Annotated in this window: 28 protein-coding genes; 16 read left to right on the top strand and 12 right to left on the bottom strand. The window is 49.5% G+C overall.

The window, feature by feature from the left end; all coding sequences use genetic code 11:
• The first annotated feature begins 2 nt into the window (after window positions 1-2).
• From AACQ81_RS02415 to AACQ81_RS02365, 11 genes are read left to right on the top strand one after another with little or no spacing between them, the layout of a single operon-like run.
• Window positions 3-326, top strand: a complete 324-nt coding sequence (locus AACQ81_RS02415; protein ID WP_237386209.1) for a phage holin, lambda family — start codon at window positions 3-5, stop codon at window positions 324-326.
• On the top strand, window positions 319-714 hold the full coding sequence (locus AACQ81_RS02410; RefSeq protein ID WP_237386164.1) for a structural protein: 396 nt from the start codon (window positions 319-321) through the stop codon (window positions 712-714). Before AACQ81_RS02415 ends, AACQ81_RS02410 begins: the two co-directional genes overlap by 8 nt.
• Window positions 711-1,172, top strand: coding sequence for a lysis protein (locus AACQ81_RS02405; protein WP_237386163.1), 462 nt, complete (start codon window positions 711-713; stop codon window positions 1,170-1,172). The genes AACQ81_RS02410 and AACQ81_RS02405 overlap by 4 nt, the downstream gene beginning before the upstream one ends.
• A gap of 8 nt (window positions 1,173-1,180) precedes the next feature.
• A complete protein-coding gene (locus AACQ81_RS02400; protein WP_237386162.1) occupies window positions 1,181-1,636 on the top strand; it encodes a phage tail protein in 456 nt (151 codons plus the stop codon).
• A complete protein-coding gene (locus AACQ81_RS02395) occupies window positions 1,633-2,268 on the top strand; it encodes a phage virion morphogenesis protein (protein WP_237386161.1) in 636 nt (211 codons plus the stop codon). Before AACQ81_RS02400 ends, AACQ81_RS02395 begins: the two co-directional genes overlap by 4 nt.
• Window positions 2,265-2,900, top strand: a complete 636-nt coding sequence (locus tag AACQ81_RS02390) for a phage baseplate assembly protein V (protein WP_237386160.1) — start codon at window positions 2,265-2,267, stop codon at window positions 2,898-2,900. The genes AACQ81_RS02395 and AACQ81_RS02390 overlap by 4 nt, the downstream gene beginning before the upstream one ends.
• Window positions 2,897-3,238: a GPW/gp25 family protein gene (locus AACQ81_RS02385; protein WP_237386159.1), complete on the top strand. Its 342-nt coding sequence runs from the start codon at window positions 2,897-2,899 to the stop codon at window positions 3,236-3,238. Before AACQ81_RS02390 ends, AACQ81_RS02385 begins: the two co-directional genes overlap by 4 nt.
• Before the next feature lie 4 nt (window positions 3,239-3,242).
• Window positions 3,243-4,151 (top strand): baseplate assembly protein, encoded by a 909-nt coding sequence (locus tag AACQ81_RS02380; RefSeq protein WP_237386158.1) that lies wholly within the window; start codon window positions 3,243-3,245, stop codon window positions 4,149-4,151.
• The gene (locus AACQ81_RS02375; RefSeq protein ID WP_237386157.1) at window positions 4,144-4,752 is read left to right on the top strand and encodes a phage tail protein I; all 609 of its coding nucleotides are present in this window, start codon (window positions 4,144-4,146) and stop codon (window positions 4,750-4,752) included. The genes AACQ81_RS02380 and AACQ81_RS02375 overlap by 8 nt, the downstream gene beginning before the upstream one ends.
• The gene (locus AACQ81_RS02370; RefSeq protein WP_237386156.1) at window positions 4,749-6,026 is read left to right on the top strand and encodes a phage tail protein; all 1,278 of its coding nucleotides are present in this window, start codon (window positions 4,749-4,751) and stop codon (window positions 6,024-6,026) included. Before AACQ81_RS02375 ends, AACQ81_RS02370 begins: the two co-directional genes overlap by 4 nt.
• On the top strand, window positions 6,026-6,622 hold the full coding sequence (locus AACQ81_RS02365) for a tail fiber assembly protein (RefSeq protein WP_237386155.1): 597 nt from the start codon (window positions 6,026-6,028) through the stop codon (window positions 6,620-6,622). The genes AACQ81_RS02370 and AACQ81_RS02365 overlap by 1 nt, the downstream gene beginning before the upstream one ends.
• A 159-nt stretch (window positions 6,623-6,781) precedes the next feature.
• Here the strand turns inward: AACQ81_RS02365 and AACQ81_RS02360 are convergent, their stop codons facing one another.
• From AACQ81_RS02360 to AACQ81_RS02335, 6 genes are read right to left on the bottom strand one after another with little or no spacing between them, the layout of a single operon-like run.
• Window positions 6,782-7,228 carry a phage tail protein gene (locus AACQ81_RS02360; protein WP_237386154.1) on the bottom strand — a complete coding sequence of 149 codons (447 nt, stop codon included), beginning with the start codon at window positions 7,226-7,228 and terminating at the stop codon, window positions 6,782-6,784.
• A gap of 4 nt (window positions 7,229-7,232) precedes the next feature.
• Entirely contained in the window at window positions 7,233-10,349 is a 3,117-nt protein-coding gene (locus AACQ81_RS02355) for a phage tail tape measure protein (protein ID WP_237386153.1), read from the bottom strand.
• Window positions 10,346-10,453 carry a GpE family phage tail protein gene (locus tag AACQ81_RS02350; RefSeq protein ID WP_336885669.1) on the bottom strand — a complete coding sequence of 36 codons (108 nt, stop codon included), beginning with the start codon at window positions 10,451-10,453 and terminating at the stop codon, window positions 10,346-10,348. Before AACQ81_RS02350 ends, AACQ81_RS02355 begins: the two co-directional genes overlap by 4 nt.
• A gap of 41 nt (window positions 10,454-10,494) precedes the next feature.
• Window positions 10,495-10,800, bottom strand: a complete 306-nt coding sequence (locus AACQ81_RS02345) for a phage tail assembly protein (RefSeq protein ID WP_237386152.1) — start codon at window positions 10,798-10,800, stop codon at window positions 10,495-10,497.
• Between the two features lie 38 nt (window positions 10,801-10,838).
• The gene (locus AACQ81_RS02340; RefSeq protein ID WP_237386151.1) at window positions 10,839-11,351 is read right to left on the bottom strand and encodes a phage major tail tube protein; all 513 of its coding nucleotides are present in this window, start codon (window positions 11,349-11,351) and stop codon (window positions 10,839-10,841) included.
• Between the two features lie 12 nt (window positions 11,352-11,363).
• On the bottom strand, window positions 11,364-12,539 hold the full coding sequence (locus AACQ81_RS02335) for a phage tail sheath subtilisin-like domain-containing protein (RefSeq protein WP_237386150.1): 1,176 nt from the start codon (window positions 12,537-12,539) through the stop codon (window positions 11,364-11,366).
• Between the two features lie 159 nt (window positions 12,540-12,698).
• Between AACQ81_RS02335 and AACQ81_RS02330 the strand changes: the two genes are divergently transcribed.
• The gene (locus AACQ81_RS02330; protein ID WP_237386149.1) at window positions 12,699-13,808 is read left to right on the top strand and encodes a phage late control D family protein; all 1,110 of its coding nucleotides are present in this window, start codon (window positions 12,699-12,701) and stop codon (window positions 13,806-13,808) included.
• A gap of 55 nt (window positions 13,809-13,863) precedes the next feature.
• Window positions 13,864-14,115: an ogr/Delta-like zinc finger family protein gene (locus tag AACQ81_RS02325; RefSeq protein WP_237386148.1), complete on the top strand. Its 252-nt coding sequence runs from the start codon at window positions 13,864-13,866 to the stop codon at window positions 14,113-14,115.
• Between the two features lie 52 nt (window positions 14,116-14,167).
• On the opposite strand, the gene AACQ81_RS02320 is transcribed toward AACQ81_RS02325, so the two are convergent.
• From AACQ81_RS02320 to rsmE, 4 genes are all read right to left on the bottom strand, one after another.
• A complete protein-coding gene (locus AACQ81_RS02320) occupies window positions 14,168-14,575 on the bottom strand; it encodes a hypothetical protein (RefSeq protein ID WP_237386147.1) in 408 nt (135 codons plus the stop codon).
• Window positions 14,576-14,643: 68 nt separating this feature from the next.
• A complete protein-coding gene (locus AACQ81_RS02315) occupies window positions 14,644-15,393 on the bottom strand; it encodes a hypothetical protein (RefSeq protein ID WP_237386146.1) in 750 nt (249 codons plus the stop codon).
• Between the two features lie 328 nt (window positions 15,394-15,721).
• Window positions 15,722-16,684, bottom strand: a complete 963-nt coding sequence (gshB, locus tag AACQ81_RS02310) for a glutathione synthase (RefSeq protein WP_237386145.1) — start codon at window positions 16,682-16,684, stop codon at window positions 15,722-15,724.
• A gap of 9 nt (window positions 16,685-16,693) precedes the next feature.
• A complete protein-coding gene (gene rsmE, locus AACQ81_RS02305) occupies window positions 16,694-17,425 on the bottom strand; it encodes a 16S rRNA (uracil(1498)-N(3))-methyltransferase (protein ID WP_237386144.1) in 732 nt (243 codons plus the stop codon).
• Window positions 17,426-17,780: 355 nt separating this feature from the next.
• Between rsmE and AACQ81_RS02300 the strand changes: the two genes are divergently transcribed.
• Complete coding sequence (locus AACQ81_RS02300; protein ID WP_237386143.1) at window positions 17,781-18,236, top strand: prepilin peptidase; 456 nt, start codon at window positions 17,781-17,783, stop codon at window positions 18,234-18,236.
• A gap of 225 nt (window positions 18,237-18,461) precedes the next feature.
• Here the strand turns inward: AACQ81_RS02300 and AACQ81_RS02295 are convergent, their stop codons facing one another.
• Window positions 18,462-19,346, bottom strand: a complete 885-nt coding sequence (locus AACQ81_RS02295) for an MBL fold metallo-hydrolase (protein WP_237386142.1) — start codon at window positions 19,344-19,346, stop codon at window positions 18,462-18,464.
• A 140-nt stretch (window positions 19,347-19,486) separates the two neighbouring features.
• On the opposite strand from AACQ81_RS02295, the gene AACQ81_RS02290 reads away from it, so the two are divergent.
• Window positions 19,487-20,407 (top strand): LysR family transcriptional regulator, encoded by a 921-nt coding sequence (locus AACQ81_RS02290; protein WP_237386141.1) that lies wholly within the window; start codon window positions 19,487-19,489, stop codon window positions 20,405-20,407.
• Here the strand turns inward: AACQ81_RS02290 and AACQ81_RS02285 are convergent.
• Window positions 20,390-21,319, bottom strand: coding sequence for a LysR family transcriptional regulator (locus AACQ81_RS02285; RefSeq protein WP_237386140.1), 930 nt, complete (start codon window positions 21,317-21,319; stop codon window positions 20,390-20,392). The two genes, AACQ81_RS02290 and AACQ81_RS02285, sit on opposite strands and share 18 nt — an antisense overlap.
• Window positions 21,320-21,525: 206 nt before the next feature.
• Here AACQ81_RS02285 and lysA point away from each other — a divergent pair, with 206 nt between their 5' ends.
• A complete protein-coding gene (lysA, locus tag AACQ81_RS02280; protein ID WP_237386139.1) occupies window positions 21,526-22,806 on the top strand; it encodes a diaminopimelate decarboxylase in 1,281 nt (426 codons plus the stop codon).
• Window positions 22,807-22,832: the final 26 nt, after the last annotated feature.

The raw sequence follows: 22,832 nt of genomic DNA, 5'->3' as shown, positions 1-22,832 counted from the left end.
CAATGAAAGAGCAACCTGATTTATGGGTCGAGATGGTAAATGGCCTGAAGAACGCATGGCCACAGATTTCCGGCGCCGGACTGGCTGTCCTGATTTGCTATGGCCGGCTGATTTATGACGGCGTAGAGCGCCGCAACCGCTGGGTTGAACCGCTGTTGTGCGGGGCGCTGTCATGGGGCATCACCAGCGGGCTGGAAGTGTTCGGCATCCCCGGCACGGTCTCGCCGGCACTGGGGGGTGCCATTGGCTTTATCGGCGTGGAAAAACTGCGTGAATTCGCGGTACGCGCCATCAATAAACGTTTGGGAGACAAACCGCATGAGTAGAGGTATTCGCAACCATAATCCGGGCAATATTCGCCACAGGGATAAATGGCAGGGCTTGCGCGAGCGCCAGACTGATGAGGATTTTTGCCAGTTTATCGCGCCGGAGTGGGGCATTCGCGCCATGCTGAAAATTCTGCGCACTTACGAACGCAAGTATAGCGATAACACGATACGCCAGATGATTGCCCGCTGGGCACCGCCCAATGAAAACGACACCGAAGGTTATATTACCTACGTATGCGGGAAGGTGGGCGTATCCAGCAGTGCGGTGATTGATGTGGATAATCTGGCCACGATGCGCAAGCTGGTGAAAGCCATTATCCAGATGGAGAACGGCCAGCAACCTTATTCTGATGACATGATCACGCGGGCGTTTGACCTGCTATGACGTGGAAAGTAAAAGCAGTTGGGGTGATGGTGTGCGTTGCCTTGCTGGGCTGGGCAGTCCAAGGCTTCTATAGTGTGTATGTGGAAAACGGGCGGTTAATACAGGCCAATGCGACGTTGAAGCAGTCGTTGTCAGAACAAATCGCTCTTATCGCCCATCAGCAAGGGCAATTGCGGCATCTCGCTGAACAGGATGCCAAACGTATTCAGGAGTTAACGCATGCCAAATCTGAAATTGCGCGTTTGCATACCGCTTCTCTGGCTCATCCTGAGCGGGTGTACATCAAGGCCAAATGTCCCGTGCCTGAAACCACTGCCCCCGCCGGCATGGCTGATGCAGCCACCGCCCGACCTACTGACGCCGCTGTCCGAAATTATTGGTTACTCAGAGAGCGCATTGCCACCTCAGAGCACATGATGCAGGGGTTGCAGGACTATATCAAAACACAGTGCCGATAAGGTGAACCATGCTCAAGCCGAATTTATTGCGTGAAATGATTGTCAGTCATGAACCGTTCTTCAGACAAAACCCGGACAGGCTGGAAGTGTTTGTCACCAAGGGCAATCTGATTGCCACGGGAACAAAATCCGCTTCTTTTCTCTACCAATATCAACTGGAGGTGCTGGCGCTGGATTACCCGAATCCGCTCGACAATCTGAGTATTCCCATCCTGGCCTGGGCGCGGCGGCACCAACCTGATTTGTTGTTCAATGCTGACCGCCGCGAAAACGGCTTTCGCTTTGAAGTGGATTTACTCAATACCGACACCGCAGACATCCTGTTTACGTTGCCCGCCTCTGAGCGCGTGATTGTCAGTGCAGACGCTGGGCGATTGATTCCGACGCATATCGACGAACCACAGCAGGATTCGCCTTTACTGACCGCGTGGGATGTGTTGTTTATTGATGAGGGGATGGCATGAGTCAGGGCAGTCTGTTGTTATCGCTGGAAAATGAATTACAGCGCCTGTTGTCCACGACCACGCCCGGTTATCGCAGCCGGCTCGCCCGTCAGTTGGCCACGGCTATCCGGGCTGACCAGCAAAAGCGCATCCGCAGTCAGAAAAATGTGGATGGTTCCGGCTATGAACCCCGCCGCCGCCGTGTCCTGCGCTCCCAGCGGGGAATTCGTTTTATCTACCGGGGGCGTGTTCGTCACTTAAAAAACTGGCGGGCAACCCGTGGCCGCCGGGGACGCATGATAACCGGCTTTGATGAAGACCGCGGCGCGGTGCGGTCGTTCTGGCGCAGCGAGATTGATCGCTATCTGGAGATTGACCACAGCGAAACCCGTAAAACCACGACCCGGCGTGACCCGATGTTCCCGCGTCTGAGAACGGCCCGACTCCTAAAAATGCGTACATCGGCAGATTCGGCCGTCGTGGGGTTTCAGGGAAAGGCCGCCGCCATTGCCCGGCAGCATCAGTATGGACTGGAAGGCAGCATTAATGCACTGGCGCGGACACGCTACCCGCAACGCGAATTGCTGGGGCTGAGTGAACACGAAAAATTAAAACTGATTGAACTGATTTATCACGATTTGACGGAGGCATGATGACACTGGCCGAACTTTACCGATTACTGATGAATGTCGTGCGTGTGGGCACGGTATCCGCCGTTGACCTGCAAAACCAGCGTTGCCGCGTGCACATCAGTGGTTTGCAGACCGACTGGCTACGCTGGACAGCCCAACGTGCCGGCACGTCCCGTTCATGGTGGGCGCCCAGTTCGGGGGAGCAGGTCGTGGTGTTGGCCATCGGCGGCGAACTGACCACCGCGTTTGTGGCAGGCGCCTTGTATTCTGCCGCCCATGCGGCCCCGTCAGCCTCGGCGGAGGCGGTACACCTGACCTTTCCTGATGGGGCGGTGATGGAGTATGAACCGCAAACCAGTGCGTTAACCGTCACGGGTATTAACACCGCGACCGTGAATGCCGCGGTGTCGGTGCATGTCACGGCGCCTGAAATTACCTGCACGGCCAGCCAACAAATTACGTTGGATACACCGACCGTGATCTGTACCAACCACCTGACAACCGGCAGTCTCGAAGTGAAAAAAGGCGGCACGATGCAGGGCACGGTCACCCATACCGGCGGGGCGTTCAGCTCCAACGGTGTTATCGTCGATAGCCATCGCCATAGCGGCGTGCGCAGCGGGGACAGCACCACAGGAGGGCCGGTATCATGAATTATCTCGGTATGGACAGCCACACCGGCCGTGCCCTGTCAGACAGCGAGCATATTCGCCAGAGTATCGCGGATATTCTGATGACGCCGATAGGGTCACGGGTAATGCGCCGGGAATACGGCTCCCTGCTACCGAATCTGATTGACCAACCGCAAAATCCCGCGCTGCGACTCAAAATCATGAGTGCCTGCTATATGGCCTTGTTGCGCTGGGAGCCGCGCATCCGCTTGCAGAACATCCGCTATCAGCATGCAGAGCAAGGGGCGCTGTCCGTCGAAATCAGCGGGGTGAATGTGCAGAACGATACGCCACTCTCCCTGTCCATTCCGGTGAGGTGACACCATGCCGACGATTGACTTAAGCCAGTTGCCGCCGCCGGATGTTATCGAGCCACTGGACTTTGAAATCCTGTTTGCCGAGCGCAAAGCGGCGTTGATTGCGCTTTATCCGCCGGCTCAACGCGACGCGATAACCCGCACGTTGGCGTTGGAATCGGAACCCATCACCAAATTGTTACAGGAAAACGCCTACCGCGAACTGCTGTTGCGCCAGCGCATCAATGAGGCGGCGCGGGCGGCGATGGTCGCCTTTGCCCAAGGTCCCGATCTCGATCAGTTGGGTGCCAACAACAATGTCAGCCGGTTAGTATTGCAGCCAGCCGATAATCAGGCGGTGCCCCCTGTCCCCGCTGTACTGGAAAACGATGCCGATTTTCGGGTCCGTATCCCACAGGCATTTGAGGGCTTAAGCGTGGCGGGACCCGTGGCGTCCTATGAATACCATGCCCTCAGTGCTGACGGCCGGGTCGCCGATGCGTCAGTCATCAGCCCGGCACCGGCGTATGTCACGGTCAGTATTTTATCCCGTGACGGGAACGGCGCGGCCAGTGAGGAATTGATTAAGGTGGTGAGCCGTGCTCTGAATGATGAGGACGTGCGCCCCGTGGCGGATCGCCTGACTGTGCAGTCGGCTAAAATTGTCGATTACGCCATTGACGCGGTGCTGTACCTCTACCCGACGCCGGAATATGAACCCATTTTGCAGGATGCCAACGCCCGGCTGGCACGCTACACCGCTGCTCAGCACCGACTTGGCCGCGATATCGTGCGCAGTGCGATTTTTGCCGCCCTGCATGTGCCCGGCGTCCAGCGAGTGGAACTGAAAAAGCCCGCGAAAGACCTCATTCTGAGCAAGACACAAGCCAGCTTTTGCACCCATGCGCAGGTGACGATGGGAGGCTCGGATGAATAACCGCCTGTTACCGGTCGGTTCGTCGCCGCTGGAAGTGGCCGCCGCAGAAGCCCTGTCGACGTTGGCGACCATTCCCGTGCCTATCCGCGACCTGTGGCACCCTGACCGTTGTCCGGTGCGGTTGCTGCCCTATCTGGCGTGGGCCTGGTCGGTTGACCGCTGGGACATGAATTGGTCGGGAAGCACCAAACGCGAGGCCATCAAGGTGGCGATGTTCGTACACAAGCACAAGGGCACTATAGGCGCTATCCGTCGTGTGGTTGAGCCATTCGGTTACCTAATCCGTGTCACGGAATGGTGGCAGAACCAAGACCCGCCCGGCACTTTCCGGTTGGATATCGGCGTGATGGAAACCGGCATTACCCAAGAAACCTACTTTGAACTGGAACGGCTGATTTTTGACGCCAAGCCCGCATCACGCCATCTGATAGGCATGTCGATTCAACTGGAAACGGGCGGCTCGGCCTATTGCGCCGTCACCAGCTATGACGGGGATGTGTTGACCGTTTACCCCTATTTACCGCAAGCAATCACCGTATCCGGCGCTGATATCGTCGGTGCAGCGGTGCATGTGATTGATGAAATGAGGATTAATGCATGACAACGAAATACTTTGCTCTGCTCACCCGACTGGGAGCGGACAAACTGGCCAATGCCGCCGCATTGGGCACGAAATTGAATATCACCCACATGGCCGTGGGGGATGGCGGCGGGACATTGCCGACCCCAGACACCACGCAAACCAGACTGGTGAACGAACGCCGTCGTGCCGCCATTAACGTCTTGAGCGTTGACCCCAAGAACACCCACCAGATTATCGCCGAGCAGGTGATACCGGAAAGCGAAGGCGGTTGGTGGATACGGGAAATTGGCCTGTTTGACAAGGACGGCATATTGATTGCGGTGGGCAACTGTGCGGAGACCTACAAGCCGCAGTTACAGGAAGGCTCCGGCCGCACGCAAACTATTCGCATGGTACTGATAGTCAGCCATACCGAGGCGGTGACGCTGAAAATCGACCCCTCCGTGGTATTGGCCACGCGGGAGTATGCCGATGCGGTGGTCAAGAATGCCATCAATGAGCACGAGAAAAGCCGCCGCCATCCTGATGCCACATTGAGAGAAAAAGGCTTTGTGGTGTTAAGCAACGCCGTGGACAGTAACAGTGAAACGCAGGCCGCCACACCGAAAGCCGTGAAAGCAGCTTATGACGTTGCTAATGCCGCGAATAATAATGCCAATGGGCGCGTTCCGGCAGGGCGTAAGGTGAACGGCAAGGCGCTGCATGCGGATATTTCACTGAATGCCGGTGATGTGGGTGCGTATAACAAAGGCGAAACTGATGCGCGGGTCAATGAAGCGAAAAACTTAGCAAATGCTCGTCTGGAGAAAAGCAAAAATGGGGCGGATATTCCAAACAAAGATGTGTTTGTGAAAAATCTTGGTTTAGGGGAAGGTTCAGCGTTGCCGGTTGGTGTGCCTGTTCCGTGGCCGTTAGAAATTCCCCCGACCGGATGGCTCAAATGTAACGGTTCGACATTCGATAGGGAAAAATATCCGAAACTAACCCTAGCCTATCCATCAGGAGTATTGCCCGATTTGCGTGGTGAGTTTATTCGTGGATGGAGTGAGAAACGAAATGTTGATAGGGGGAGAATGCTTCTTTCATCACAGGACGATTCATTTAAGGCGCATGATCATTTTTTTAGTCATTCATGGGCTGCAACTGGACTTGACCCTACAGGCGGGAGGCATCCTGTTGGTGCGGATGCAGGTGGCTATTTAGCAAATATAGCTATCACAACTGAATATTCAGGGGGTCCTGAAACTCGTCCGCGAAACATCGCGTTTAATTATATTGTGAGGGCTGCATAATGAACAGTGCTGTTTTAGGTCAGAATAATATTGCGTCCATTGCAGGAGTGATTACTGTTTATAACTACGCTGAGGTCACCGGAGAGTATTTATCCGCTACAGTGGAATATCTGGCGGTTGGTGTAGGCATTCCGGCACATTCATGTACAGATGAACCGCCCGCAGCCAGTGCAGGAATGGCGATTTTCCGTACTGGCGATAATTTGGCGTGGGAGCATGTCCCCGATCATCGCGGCAAAACAGCGCATCATACCGGAACACAGCAGGTACTGACGATTGACTATATCGGCGAATTAAAGCCAGAACATACACGATTGGCACCTAAAACCCAATTTGATAAATGGAATGGTAAGCGGTGGGTAACAGATGCCGCGAAACAACAAGAATATGAGGTACAACAAGCAGAAAATAAACGCCAATCATTCCTGCACGCAACAGAACAGCGGATCGTAATGTTGGAACGTAAAAAACGATTGGAGATGGCAACGGAGCGGGACATTGCATTATTGCGGAAGTGGGAGTTTTACAGCGTCAAATTGTCAGATGTAAACTGTTCAGCAGCGCCAGATATTGACTGGCCTAAAGCACCAGAGTGATTATCAGGGGCATAAGCCCCTTTCATTATTTCGGTTGTTCAGGCCATAGAATATTCACGCATCAATAAATAACCAAAACAACGAATTATATTGAGTTGCATTAATTTGATTTGATTGAATTACGGCCACATTTAGCGGAAGGAATAATCTAAAATCGGGCTATTTCAGCGCCAATTTTGCCAGTCCCAGCACATCATCCGCCGTCACTGCGTGCAACCCCTCCCGGATATCTTCACTCACCCGCTTCAGCGACACGGTAAACTCAATGCGTCGCGCCTTACCATCGGCAAAAAATTCGGTGCGGTTTTCAGTCAGGCTGTCGATAACAAACATACCGTAAATCATGCCGGTGCCTTCAATCAATGGCCACGGTTTGGCGGAAAAGGCCATTGTGCGCAGGACTTCCAGCGAGATATCGCCGCCGGTGATTTCAGGGTACAGCATCCCGTTTAAGGTGATGCTGTCTTCGCCGGGGCCAATGTATTGCCATTTGGCCGATTTGCCTATCCGGTCATTCTTCACGTGCCGCCAGTCCATGTTGCGGTTCATTGACTGGTATGGCGTGGTATTGAGCATAAAAACAAACAGGCCATAAATCATCATCATGGTATTAATCCTCATCGTACAAACTGGAACGGCGGCGCACGCCTTTTTGCCGCATGATTTTTTCAATTTCTGTTCTGATCCTGTTCGCAAGGGAATGCTCATCTTTCATATCAACCCCGTGAAAATGCAGGTTAATGGTGTAGCGGTCGTCATGGGCTTTGGGGCTGTTGCCCATATCCGCGGGTGTAATGGGGATCGGGATGCCGCTTAAAGCCGGTTGTAACGGCTGCAATTTTTCCGTCAGCCGGCTTAACAATGACGGTTGCTGTAGTCGGGGTTCCTGATAAGCACCGTCAATGGCGATCACCGGCGGGCGGTTTTTAAAGACAATCTCACCCAGTCTATTGGGATCAGTCGATGTGGCGGCCTGACCAGCAGCAACCACCGAGCCTGACTCGTTTTTGCCTTTTTTCTTGTTTTCGTTCGGATCGTAAACCAGCGGGCCAAATGAGGGGGTATCCGCAGCAGGCGGCGTGACTGCCGGTTTTTTCTCGGCGGCCTTGTCACCGGCCTGCGTGATGGCATTGTCCGGTGGTGTGGGTGTCCATTCCTGCTTAATCATCTTTTGGGTTTTGTCATCCCAGACCCACTTGACCGACTTTTGGACTTCGGGCAGGTTAACCGGCCCCATTGCATTGGCGGCGTCAACGGCGGCTTGGGTGGCATCGGGGATCATGCCCAGTTTTTCGAGCAACCAGCCCACACCTTTTGCTACGGCTGCAATCACATCCACTACCCCGGCAATGGCCTTGCCGACTAACCGCCCGAATGTCTGGCCCGCTTCAGTAGCGGCTTTCAGGCTTTCCGACGAGGTATTGACCGGCTCAAACAGGGCGGTGACCCACTCCCAGACCTTTTTGATGGCGTTGCCGATGGCGTCAAAAATCGGGGCGAATGGCGCAAATGCCGCCGCGAGGGTGTCACGCACGGGCGCGATGGCTTCCATTAACCCACTGAAAAAGCCCGAAAACCACGCCTTGATGGGTTCCCAGTATTTCCAGATGAGCAGAGCCGCGGCGACAATCGCGATGACGAGTAACCCTACTGGGCTAAGTAACAGTGAAAAACCACCCATCATCGTGGTAAGGCCAACGCGTACCACATTGATTAGTGTCCCAAAGCCGCCAGTTGCCAGCCCTTTTAACCCATTACCTAACATAAGTAATGCGGTCATCGGTTGCGTGAAAACCATCAATAAACCCCGCCCTGCGGCCATTCCCCCTTTTCTTAATGCAGCCCATCCCCCGGTGGCTAATCCTTTTATCTGGTTGCCAAGATTGAGAATGGCTGTGCCTGCACTGCGAAAAATCGGTTTCCAACCGTTCACACTCCGGCTGACACCACCGAGGGAAGGCAGTAATCTTCGTAATCCGCCGGACAACCGCCCCAGTGAGGGAAATAAAGCCGTCAGCCCACCGCCCCGGGTCAGCATAAACAGACTGAGCCGGAGCGCGGCAAACGGCACAATCACCGCCGCCGCAGCCAATGCCAGTGCACCGAGTGCGGTCACAGCAATGCCGATAGCGGCCGCCCCCAGGGCCAGTGTCTTCGTCAGTTCTTTATTTTTATTTGCCCATTCCGTGGCCCGGCGTATCATGCCGGTGATACTCTGGGTGACCGAACGCAATACGGGATCAACCTGTTCCTTGATTTCTATCCTTAACCCCTCCCAGGCTGAGGCCAAGCTTTTTAAGTCACCATCCCAGCTATCAGCGTTGGTGTCCGCAATTTTTTTCGCAAGATCGTTGGCATTGTCATTGTTGGTTTTTTTCTCGGCGTATTTGCCGTTCAGCATGCCGTCCAGCAAGCCACTCATGGCAATCATGGCTTCTTCGCCAAAAATGTCCTTCTTCAGCCGAATCTGGCTGGCCGAATCGTATTTACGCAGACTGACCGCCATATCCTTCAGGATTTCGTCGGCATCTCTGAGTTCGCCATTGGCTTTTTTTACCTTGACACCCAATGCGGCCATCGCGTCCAGCGCTGCGCCCGTGGGGGCCACCATGCGGGACATTCCGCCCCGGAACGCCGTGCCCGCCACACTGCCGCTTAGGCCGTTATCGGCCATGACACCCAGCATAGCCGCCGTACTTTCCAGACTGACCCCTAACAGGGATGACATGGGGCCGGCTTCTTTCATCGCCTCGCTCAGTTCTCGCAGGTTGGTTGTCGCACCGGTAAAGCTGGCGGTCAGGACATCGGATACCCTGTCCATCTGATCGGGGTTGAGTTTGAACTGGGATAAAATTTTTGCGCCCATATCGGCGGATTCGCCTAAATCGACTTCACCCGCCAGCGCCATATTCAGAATGCCCGGCAAGGCCGCCTTGATAGAGTCAGGAGTAAAGCCGGCCGTGGCCAGAAACTTTTGCCCCATTGCGGCATCCGTTGCCGTGAATGAGGTTGAGGCGCCGAGTTCTTTTGCCTGCTCACGCAGCATAGCGTATTGCGGGTTATTTTTATCCAGATTGGTAAGTGCGCGCACATTGGCCATGCGGGCATCAAAATCGCGCCCCGGTGCAATAAAACGCGACATGCCATACATGGACGCTGCACCCGCTCCCGCTGCTGCCGCCCCGGCTGTCGCCAGCTTACCGCGCGTCTCTCTGGCGGCGGTGTAACGTGCCTGGGCAGCCGTGACCGCCGTTAATCGCCGTTGCTGTTCCGCCAGTTGCCGGTTATAGGCTTCCGTGCGTCGGGTAACCTGTCCTGTGACGTCACTGCTGTTACGGGCTGAAATGCCGTGGCGGTATAACTCTGCGGTCACACTGTTTAAACGTTGTTGTTCGTTTTTCAGCGTGCGGCCATAGCGATCCCGTTCCTGCCGGGCAGCCAGTAAGACCCGGCGCTGCTCTTCCGTCTGTTCTCTGAAACGAGGAAATTCAGCGGCCAGCGCTTTCACTTTGGCTTTGGCCTCTTCGTAACTCTCGCTGCTCTTTTTAACGGCGTCGGAGAGTCGCTCAAAGGTGCGTGCCTGACTTTGCAGATTGCGGGCGGTGTTCTGGGTATTTTTGATTTGGGAGGATAGCCCCGCCGCCGCCCGGCTGGCGGCATTCAGGGGGCCGGAGAGTCGGTTTGCCGCGCTCAGCGAAACCCGAATATTCAAGTTACGATCGGTCATGATTCGTGTCCGTTACGGGCCGCCGCGCGTTCGTGCCATTTCAGTAATTCGCTGACCGTCATGCCATCGCACTCTGACGGCGACCAGTGAAAGACGGTGGCAATATCGGCAATAATATCGTCAGTATCGACCGCCGGGCAGGGAATTAACTGTCGGCCGGTTCGTTCGTCTCGCTGGCTGGCGAGGTGGGCGCTAAAAAATCTGCAATCGCCGCGGCCAGTTGCGTGAAATCCTGAATGGGCATCGTCGCGACATCGGCTTCACTGAGGCGTGGATGCGTCACCCTCGGCAGCAACGTGATCAGCGAGTTCACATCACTGGTCATCACATCGAACAGTTTCAGGCCGCGCAATGCCCCGACCTGACGCATGGTTTCGGTGATCTCCACTTCGCTGAGCGTGCTGCCGTTTGCCAGTTTCAGCGGTTCAGAAAAAATAACTTTTTTTGACATAATCTTCTCCGGTGGGCGGGCGATGCCCCGCCATCCTGTTAATGGCCAATATTGGCGCGGTGTTTTTCCAGTAAATCCTGACCGTTGACCCGCCAGACTAAGTTGAGCATATCCACTTCGTGCAGCTCTTCATTGTTCAGCGTGATCTTGCAGTAGGTATTTTTCAGCGTGTACTTGTGCTGGGTATTTTCCCCGGCTTTGGCACTGCCCCAGTCGACTTCGGTAAACCGGCCGCGGGTCTGGATCTCACACGCGACCGCTTCCCCGGTGGCGTCGTCATAGTACGAACCGGCAAAGCGCAGTTGCAGGCTGTCAATGGTGCCGCCCCAGGTTTTCAGCAGATTCGCTTCCAGTCCGCCCATGGTCACTTCCATATCCAGTGCGCCGCCATCCATCCCCATCAGAACGGCAACCGATCCGGGCATTCCTGCCCCCTGATAATCTTCGGTCTTGAGGGTGAGCTTTGGCGTCGTCACCTCCTCGACCTGTCCGAGATACGTTTGGCCATCAATATAGACGTCAAACATAAAGAGTTTTTTCGGCATCCCCATGCGGATATCCCCTTAGCCTAGCTGATCGAAAACAGCAAAATATTCATCGGTAAACGTCTGCACCAGTTGCAGGTTTTCCAGTGGCGGTACGGGCGTGTACTTGTAGCGGATTAACGCCGTACCATCGCGCAAATTTTCTTTCGGGTTATCTGCCGGGTCATACCAGCAGTCAAAACCCAGCAATTTCCCTTCCGTCACCAATTGCGCCCCTTTGCGGTTGATGCCATCCACCACATCTTTCACCAATGACGGTGTCAGTGTTTTGTCAATATAGGAAAAATGCGCTTCGGCGATCATGTCCGCCAGTATCTGGGCAGTGCGGGTGTATACCTCAAAGAAATAGGTTTCGGCATCACAGGTACGGTTGCCCCAGAAGCGGAAGCCGTCACGCTTAATCAGTGTGGTCACCCCTTTGCTGTTCAGGTCGTCGGCGTCAGTGTCTGTGCCCTGCAATGTCCAGTAGATATCCGCAGAGATACCGAGCACGCCATTGACCGGCACGTTGGACAGCGATTTGTGCCAGCCCTGATCAGCATCAATACGGGCACGCAGACCCAGCGCAAAGGCGGTCGCCGGCACGGTTTCATTCTGCCCTGACTGACTGTTGTAGGTGATGAAATCCGGGTAAATGATCATCACTTCACGCTGACTAAAGTTTTCGCGGTACTTCTTCACTGCCGCCAGTGTCCTGCAGCCGTAGGCGCTGATATAGGCAAAGGCGCGCAGCTTTTCGGCAAAAATCGCCAGTTGCAGGGCGACGGGCTGGGTATCCAGTTGCGGCACGGCCAGAATGCGCGGGTGCTCGCCAATATTCGATTCGGCCGCCAGCAGGGCATAGAGTCCGGTATAGCGGCCCTGTTCATTGACTCCGCCAATAATCAGCTGATCTTGTGTCAGTTTGGTGTCGCCGTCGGCCAGGTTGGCCGCATCAGCTACGCGAATGACAATCACTTTTGGGCTGCACTGGTCAGAAATGGCCTTGAGTGTGGTGTACAGCGTGCCGGTTTTGCCTGCCTTGCCAATCACGCGGTTGATACGGGTCACCAATACCGGCGTATCCAGCGGGAACGCCTCAGCATCAGCATCATCAGCCGTACACACCACACCAATCACCGACGTGTCAAGGTCGCGGATCAGCGTGCTGAGCTGGGTGGTTTCCCTGACCGAGACGCCATGATGAAATGACATAAAATTTACCTCATCGGGTTTGTGATGGGGTTATGTTGCGCCGCCTGGCGTTGAGAATCACGCAATGCCGCCTGTCACCGACCCGCGACACCGAACGGGCGTTGTCTGCGCGCCCGCGCAGGGCAATCATGGGGCACACTTTCAACAGACAGGCACACCATGAGCCCCATTGACATACTGACCAGCACGGATTATGTGAAAATCCCGGCGTTTGACCTGCAAATAGGCGGACGCCAAATCACCGCCCTCAATGACCGGCTGATATCCCTGTCCCTGACTGACAACCGCGGCTTTGAAGCGGACACACTGGAACTGGTGATCGACGATACGGACGGCAAGATTGACCTGCCGCCCCGTGGGGCGAAAATCGTGGTCAGGCTGGGCTGGCAGGGCGAGCCGCTGATTGAAAAGGGGCTGTTTGTCGTGGATGAAATCAGCCACAATGGCCCGCCGGATCGGTTGGAAATCACCGCCCGCAGTGCCGATTTTCGGGAAGAGTTCAACATTAAGCGTGAATACAGTTGGCACGATGTCACCGTCGGGGATGTGGTCAGCGCCATTGCCGGGCGTTACAACCTGCAACCCGCCGTAAGCCGCCCGTTGATGGACATTGAAATTGACCATGCCGACCAGACGAATGAAAGTGACATCAGTTTTTTGTCCCGCATGGCGGAAATGTTGGGTGCCATCGCAACGATTAAAAATGGCCGGTTGCTGTTTCTCATTCCGGGGCGTGGGGTGTCACAAAGCGGCCAGCCCTTGCCCGTGATTACCCTGACCCGCGACAGTGGCGACCGTCATAGTTTCCGGGTCGCTGATCGCGCCGCCTACACGGGGGTCAAGGCGTACTGGTTGGATCTGAACTTTGGCAAGCAACCCGCAACCACAATGAAACGCCGGCGGAAAAAACCGAAACAGAAACAGGAAAAATCCAGCCGCCGTGAAGGGGAATATCTGGAAGGGGCGGACGGGAACGTCTATGTGATGCGCCAGACCTTCAAAACCGAGCAAGCGGCACGACGGGCAGCGGCGGCCAAATGGGCAAAGCTTCAGCGCGGCGCGGCGGAATTTTCCATTACGCTGGCACGGGGACGGGCTGATCTCTATCCGGATCTGACTGCTACCGTTACCGGATTCAAAACCGCCATAGATAACCATCAATGGACGATAACGCGGGTGATCCATAACGTGGGGGACAGTGGCTTTACTACTCAGTTAGAGCTGGAATTAAAAATTAAGGATACCGACATGACAGAAAGTGACCAATAACAAGCACTAATGCGTTATAATCCCGGCAGGCACACCCCAATGATGAGGGTTATTCATGGCGTTTATCTGTCCCCAATGCGGCGCTGTGGCAAAGACGCGTACCAGTGAAATGATGAGTGAAGAGACGCGGCGCAGTTATCACCAATGTCAAAATATCCTGTGCGGCTGTACGTTTACCACCATTACCACCCTTGAACGGTTTTTGACACGCCCCAAACCCCAGCCGTTACCGGCTGATTTTACCGTCCCGAAACTGGCGTTCCCGGCCAGCCATTACGGTGATGAACAAATCGGTTTTGGATTCTGATTGAAGACGATAAAAACAATCCCCAGATCAAAGTCTGGGAGTTGTTTTTAGACTATCGATTCATGTGGGAAGTGAAGATATGAGTGTGGGAAGCAATGACAATACCAACCATATCATCCATTGCTTTGCCTAACTCTTCACATGATGAGCGCGGATTTTCAAAAGCAAAACCAATGTAACTATGTTTATTCAGTACACGAACCTCTTTTATTTCCTTCAAATATGATGTGTTTTTGTCATCAAGCCAGAGTGGACCACATATTGCATTCTTAACTACTGAATGATAGATGTCAGTAGTTACCTGATTTGATTTCATCGTTAGCGTAATGATACCGCCCTTATCGCTGATTTTGAGTGGTTGGTATGATTTCATGTACTTTTGCAGAACTGACTGGGTTGTTGATTGTGCAAAAACACCGAATGAGACCAGCAACAATAGTGCGAAGATATATTTTTTCATTAAACTTTTCCTTTGATTTTTTATAAGCAAGAACTGGGGCTTATTCTCAGACTGATGGTACAAATAGTTTATTGTTCAGGCATTAATTCTATAATCTCTCCCGTTTTTATATCTACTTTAGCAGTGAGAGATTGCTTGACCCTTGCCCCATAAAGATTAGTTCCACTGAATGTTGTTTTGATTATTGCGTAGAGTTTGTTATCTGATGTCCGTACCCGCCGCGTCGTTGTAGTATGATGTTTATATGTAGATTCATCATGCATATTTTCTTTGATGATTTTCTCCAGTGGACGGTATGAGCCATCCCATGAACTAAAATTAGATCTGTAATTATCAAAGTTAATGTATTTTGCGAAGGAAGATGGGTTCTTACTGTAATCTGCATAACACCACTCCAAAACTTCACCTAACTTTAACTCATCTGATTTTGTATACGACATCTCGCTTAGGCAATTATAGAAGTTGTTTACTTCTGCATTTGTTATATAAAGGGCTTTATATGATTTATAGTTTGAGACAATTTTTTCTCTATCATGTTTAGCTTCATTCCGATACTCTTTCAGTGTCATATCTGCGTATTTGAATGGCTTGGGGGCTGGCGCTGCCACCGTTTTGACGGTAGTTTCTTTGGTGGAAGAATCTTTCTTATCGTCTCCACTGACAAAATAATAGATGGTTGCCCCAATCGCGACGAGTGCAGCTAAACCTAACAAAGCATCTAGGGTTGTTGCACCGGGATATTTCTCTCCGCAGTGAGAGCATACTTTTTCATCCTTTGAAACCTCTTTCTTACATTTCCAGCAACTTACTATTTTCATGAGATTACTCTCTATCTAATTTAATTATTCATTTCATTAAAATTCACTATTGAGTGAGCATAGACAAATATTACATATTCTAATCATTGAACAAGTTTTACATAACCTAGATGTGAAACCGATCTAGTTGTTTGATGGTGGTGAAATAAGAAAGCCCTTCACAAATAGAAGGGCTTTAGCTAGAGGTTTCAGTTATAAAGTGGATGAGATGTGGATGTTTTTTACAAAATCCCTTTGTAATCAATACATAACATCTTAAAAAGTCCCAGCAGTATGTGGGCTAATATTATAAATGGCAAATGTTGCCAGAAAATGAAAGTTGTTTGGGCTATTGCGCTACCTGTTTTTCCAATCGCTTTTCGATAGCATCCATTAACATACCCGTTACTGAAACTTCCGGGAATGCCGCTTCTATTTCACGTACACAAGTCGGGCTGGTGACATTGATTTCAGTTAAACGATCACCAATGATGTCGAGTCCGACAAAGATTAATCCTTTCTCTTTTAATACCGGAGCAACTGCACGGGCTATTGCCCAATCACTTTCTGATAATGGGCGGGCTTCTCCACGTCCACCTGCTGCAAGGTTGCCACGAGTTTCTCCCTGAGCCGGAATACGGGCGAGGCAATAAGGTACAGGTTCGCCATCAACAACCAACACACGTTTATCCCCATCCTTAATTGCTGGCAGGAAATTTTGTGCCATGCAATAACGGCTGCCATGTTCCGTCAAGGTTTCAATAATAACGCCTACATTGGCGTCATCTTGCTTCAGGCGAAAGATGGAAGCGCCTCCCATTCCATCCAATGGCTTAAAGATAACATCACCATGTTTTTGATGGAATTCGCGTAAATTTTTTGCATTGCGAGTGACTAATGTATCGGGTGTTAATTCCGGGAACCAGGCTGTAAATAATTTTTCGTTACAGTCACGCAGGCTCTGGGGCTTGTTGACTATCAGGCTACCTTTGATTTCTGCTCTTTCCAGAATATAAGTCGCATAAATATATTCAGTATCAAAAGGTGGATCTTTGCGCATCAGAATAACGTGCAAAGTATCAAGGGCTATCTCTTGTTCACTGCCAAATTGGTACCATTGTTGTGGATTTTGTTCCACTGTGAGCAAACGAGTACGGGCACGGGCTTCGCCTTGATGCAGGTAGAGATCATTCATCTCCATATAATGGATTTCCCATCCGCGTTTTTGTGCTTCCAGCAGCATGGCAAAACTAGTGTCTTTTTTAATGTTGATGGATGAAATCGGGTCCATCACTATACCGAGCTTGATCATTTTTTCTCCTTAACCCAGATCACCAAAACGGACTTGCAGGGCAGTAATTGCGGTAAGTGCCGTAGTTTCCGTCCTCAGAACACGAGGCCCTAACAGAATATCAGTAAATTGATATTTTGCTGTCATTTCTATTTCTTCAGCGGATAATCCCCCTTCCGGCCCAATCAGCAGTCGTACTTTTTCCACAGGTAGTGGAAGGGTATTGATGCTTTGGCTGGCGCGGGGATGCAGGTTTAATTTTAGGCTGCCATCATTTTCCTTGCACCATGCTTCAAGTGACATAACAGGGCGGATTTCAGGAATACGGTTACGCCCGCACTGTTCACAGGCAGAAATAGCAATTTTTTTCCATTGCTGTAATTTTTTTTCTAATCTTTCCGCATCCAGTTTTACCCCGCAGCGCTCAGAAAGTAATGGTGTGATTGTACTGACACCTAATTCCACGGATTTTTGGATTGTGAATTCCATTTTTTCACCGCGGGACATAACTTGCCCTAAATGCAGATTCAGTGGTGATTCATGATCAGACAATTTGCCATTAAGAATGCGTACTTTGACCGCTTTTTTACTGGCTTCAGTAATCTCTGCATTAAAAATCTGATTGCTGCCATCAAAAAGTTGTAATTCCTGCCCATGACTCATTCTGAGTACGCGCCCGACGTGATTGGCAGCATCATCACTCAGATAGGTTTCAATTCCTACTGAAAGCGGTTCAGGGTGATAAATGCGGGGAGTTCGCATATTTCTTCTTTCCTTCTTTTTTCCGGAAGTATCCGGTATGGCGTAAATTGCCATATGACAAAGTTGATTCACCGCCATGATAAATGAGCGCTGTTTGCATGATCAAGTTATCTCTCGGTCTCTGGGATACAAGATAGCCTCTTGCGAGCCGGTTCGCATATTTATTTTGTACTGACTGTTTTAACTAAATTTTTATTGTCAAAGTTTGAATGAAGAGATTAATATTATTCCTGTTCTGATTGAGGTCAGAAAATAAGGGAAAAATATCATGACATGGATGTCATTTGAAAATCACAGGTTCTTAAATTAAATATAAATAAAAGGATGGTTTATTATTTTAATAGATGTTGATTATATGGTAATTATGTTTTTCTGTAGTACCTTGCTCTTATTATCTGTTATCGATATTAAAACATATCTCTTGCCAGATATTATCACGTTACCTTTATTATGGCTTGGGCTTTTATTTAATATCGAAAGTAATTGGATTCCGATCAAGAGTGCAATATACGGCGCCATATCAGGGTATTTATTTCTGTGGTTTTTGTATTGGTTATGTTGGTCTTTTTTAAAGAAAGAGGGGATTGGTTATGGTGATTTAAAGCTGACAGCGGCTATTGGTGCATGGCTTGGGGTAGAAATGATACCAATACTGATGCTGATGGCTTCATTATCTGGATTATTTGGTTTTATGATTATCAGATTGAAAAGAAAATCCTACCCTGATTTTATGGCGTTTGGGCCTTATTTATGTTTATCCGCAATAGTTCTAGTAGGGCTTTACTTAAATAATAACATTGATATTCAATAGATTTTTTGTGCCACAGTTTTTTGTGTCACAAATAGTGAACCAAATGCAAAAAATCTTTCTACAGGGAAATCTATTAAATTTGTTTAATGTTATTTAATATGAGCGTTATCTGATAATTAAATGAGAGCTATACCAATGGGTTTCAAGTTGCAGTTAACAAAGCAACAAGCTGCAAGGTATTACAGGCGGACGCTGCTCTGTGCAACGTCCGTTGGGATTTTCAACTTACTGAGGCCACTTCATTTCCCCTTTCAATACCTTGGCGCTCAGCTCAAGGCTGGATTCATCGGCAAGGTCAGGATAGTGCTTTTTCATAGCGGCAATCAGCGCATCGGAATCTTTTGCTTTCGGTAATTCTTTTTCCAATGTTGTCAGATAGTTTTGTGTGAAAGTCACAGAATCCAACTTCATGGATGAATTTCCTAAATAGTGGCTTGGCACAACAGTATCAGGTTTCAATTTATTGATACGTTCCAGTGTTTGCACCCAGTGTTGACGTGATTCTTTAGTTTGAGTATCCGCAGTCCAGACGTGGATATTGTCAGAAACAGCGATACCACCAACAACGGCTTTCAGTTTAGGTACCCAAACAAAAGTGCGATCTGGGGTTGCGCCGTCTAAGCCTTCAACAATCAGCTTTTCTCCATCGATAGTGAAAGCGTTTCCTTTCAATGGCTCAGGAACGATGATCTTTTTGGGGGCCTGATCGGCCAGAACGCCGCCCCAATAGGCTAGTTTGCCATCTTTGGTGTTGTTGATTGCTTTAATGGTTTCCGGAGATGCGATGACTTTAGCTTTAGGGAAAGCTTCTGTGATCACATCAAGCCCAAAGTAGAAATCAGGATCAGAGTGACTGATGTAGATCGTTGTTAATTCTTTGCCAGTTTGCTGAATCATTTTTACCAGTTCTTGAGCATCGTTTTTCCTGAATTGAGCATCGATCAGAACAACTTCATGATCGCCACTGATAATTTCAGAAGATACAGGGAAAATGCCTGCTTCACCTGGATTGTAGATATCTAATTTGAGATTGGCAGCCTGAGACAGTGATGCCATTCCCAGAGAAAGGGTCGCCGCAAGAGCGATATTTAATGTTGTTTTGCGAGCCATCGTTGAATTCCTATATCAAAATGCTTATCTGCTTGAGTGATATGTATGATAGGTTGCATTTTTCGATTTAAAAACCACAAAATCAGCAATTATTCGTTGCACATATCGAGCTAATTAGAGCGAAAAGTAGGTCGGGTAAAATGGATAGGATCATAGCAGCACAGGTCTTTGTTACGATTGTTGAGCGGGGAAGTTTAATTGCAGCGGCAGAGAATTTGGATATGTCGAGGGCAATGGTATCGCGCTATTTGGCAGAAATGGAAAAGTGGGCAGGAGTTCGTTTATTGCATCGCACGACACGTAAGATCAGTTTAACTTCGGTAGGTGAGAGTGCTTATCAGCGTAGCCTTAAACTGGTGGAATTAGCGGAAACAATGCCTGTACAACAATCTTCGGAAACACAAACCTTAAGGGGGCTGTTGCGTGTGAGTTGTTCTCAATCGTTGGGTATTAGTGCGTTATCAGTTGCCATTCCTGAATTTATGCGGATATATCCGCAAATTGTTGTCAATCTGCAAATTAACAATAAGGCTATTAACTTAATTGAGGAGCGTATTGATCTCGCGATTCGTATTACCAATAACTTGGAACCAAATCTGATTGCCCGACCATTATCAACCTGTCACTCGGTTGTTTGTGCCGCACCTTCTTATTTGGCAGGAAAATCTATTCCTCAAAATCCGACGGATTTAATATCGCATAATTGCCTGACTTATAACTTTTTTGGCAAAAGTTTATGGTTATTTGAAAAACAGCATGGGCAATATTCCGTTCCGGTCAGTGGAACATTAAGTGCCAATGAATCTACTGTGTTAATGGAAGCTGCTTTGCAGGGCGCAGGAATAGCAATGCAGCCTTACTATTCTGTTTCTCCCTATTTAATATCCGGGCAATTGGTTGAGTTATTGCCTGAGTATCAACCTCAGTCCATGGGGATTTATGGTATTTATACCAGCCGCCAGAATATGCCTGTGACTCTGCGGGCATTGTTGGATTTTCTGGTAGATTGGTTTGCCACATCACCTCACTGGCAGCAGTTGCAGTTAATGCTGAAAAGCTGAAACCAATTTTTCGTGAAATAGGGCGGTCTGTTGTTTTAAGTGCTGAATAAAACTTTCTACTGGTTCTGAAGATGGTCGATGTATAGGTTTAATTAAACTCACTGTGAATGGAATTTCGATACTGAATGGCCGGATGCAGATCCCTGAATTTTTATCTAAATAATCAAGGGCAGTGAGCGGGTTTACAATCGATACACCAATTCCTTCGTTGATCATGGCACAAATTGAGGCTGCGCTGTGAGTTTCCATTACCATCTTGCGATTGACATGGTGTTCAGTAAATATCGTATCAATGAGCTGTCTATAACTGTCAGTGATCGACAGACTGATAAAATTTTGTCCGTGAAAATCTTCAGGTGTCAGTTCTGATTTTTGGCTTAGTGTATGATTGTGGGGTAAGACACACACTTCATTTAAGGTTATCAATGTTTCTTGCTCAGTACCTGCGGGAGTTTGTAAGTGTTCGGTTAAGCCAATATCGTGACGTTGTGCCGAAAGCCATTCTTCCAATAGGGGGGATTCCTGAGGAGTAATGGTTAATTTTGCTTCAGGATAGCATTGAATAAAGCTACTGCATGCTTTGGGCAGCAGAGATTGTGAGAACATAGGCAAACAGGCGATGGATAATTGTGCATGTTCGAATTGACGAATGCTGCCAGCCGCATTGATTATCCTTTCTAGCCCATAATAAGAGCGCTGTACTTCTTCAAATAATCGTAACCCCTGCGCCGTGGGAGATAAGCGTCCTTTGATGCGATCAAACAACTTAAACTTCAATAATTTTTCAAGGCGCGCAAGTTCGCGGCTCACCGTTGGTTGGGACGTTTTCAATAATATCGCTGCATCAGTCAGGTTATTAGTGGTCATCACTGCGTGGAAAATTTCAATATGTCGCCATGAACAGGAATGCATATGTTTTCCTCTTTAATATATACCGCGTTGTCAAATACGTCTCCCGTAATAGCTAAACACAATATTGTCAGGATTTAAAAACGTAATAGTAGTAAAAATAGGCAAACCGATATCATAAATGAATAGACTATAGCCAAATGGATATTTTTATTCCTGTCTTATTATTGACAATAATGATGTATTCGCTGATTTTGTGAGGCACGCCAATGGCAACAACAACTTCCACTCATGATTTAGGGGAGAATTTTACCCCTGAAAATTTACTTCGATTACCAATTCAATATGGAACGCCGCTATGGATTTATGATGGCGATAATATAATTAAACAAATCAGTAAATTAAAGCAGTTTGATGTTATTCGCTTTGCACAAAAAGCGTGTTCCAATACCCATATCCTGCGTTTGATGAAAGAGCAGGGAGTGAAAGTAGATGCCGTGTCATTGGGAGAAATTGAGAGAGCACTTTATGCCGGTTTTCAGCCGGGGCGTAATAAATCTGAAATTGTATTCACTGCGGATGTCATTGATGTGGCAACTCTTAATCGTGTGATTGAGTTGGATATTCCGGTCAATGTTGGCTCTATAGATATGTTGGGGCAGATTGGGAAGCGCCAGTCCGGTCATCCGGTCTGGTTACGCATCAATCCCGGATTTGGTCACGGACATAGCCAAAAGACGAATACTGGCGGTGAAAATAGCAAACATGGGATTTGGTATCAGGATCTTCCTTTGGCGATTGAGAAAATTCACGAGTATGGGTTGAAATTAGTGGGTTTGCATATGCATATCGGTTCGGGTGTGGATTATCAGCATCTTGCCAATGTATGTAATGCGATGCTGGAGCAGGTCAAACTGTGTGGTGAGGATATTCAGGCCATTTCGGCAGGAGGTGGGTTATCAATCCCCTATGAAATCGGTGAGGAAGCCGTAGATACTGAACACTATTACAGCCTGTGGCATGAGATTCGTCAGCGTATTGAACAGCATTTGGGGCATCATGTTGAACTTGAGATTGAGCCTGGCCGTTTTTTGGTTGCTGAGTCGGGTATTCTGATGGCGGAAGTGCGGGCGGTAAAATCCATGGGAAACCGCAATTATGTGCTGGTGGATGCGGGTTTTAATGATTTGATGCGTCCTGCAATGTATGGCAGTTATCACCATATTTCAGTGTTATCTGTAGAATACGACGATAATAATGCAAATTTACAGGAAACAAGTCTACAAGAAACATTGGTAGCAGGGCCATTATGTGAGTCTGGTGATGTTTTTACTCAACTGGAAGGAGGAGAAGTTATGCCACGAATGTTGCCTCAGGTTAATATCGGGGATTATCTGATTTTCCACGATACTGGCGCTTACGGTGCATCAATGTCTTCGAATTATAATAGCCGTTCCTTGCTCCCAGAGGTTCTGTTTTCTGAAGGGAAAACTCGCTTGATTCGGCGTCGACAAACAATAGAAGAATTGTTATCGCTGGAGTCTTTTTGAAAAAATACGGGACATTTTATTGCCCC

This window comes from Xenorhabdus sp. Sc-CR9, from assembly GCF_963897815.1.
Classification (GTDB): Bacteria; Pseudomonadota; Gammaproteobacteria; order Enterobacterales; family Enterobacteriaceae; genus Xenorhabdus.
Note: the sequence above shows the minus strand (reverse complement) of the source record. Positions and strands in the feature narration are given on the sequence as shown.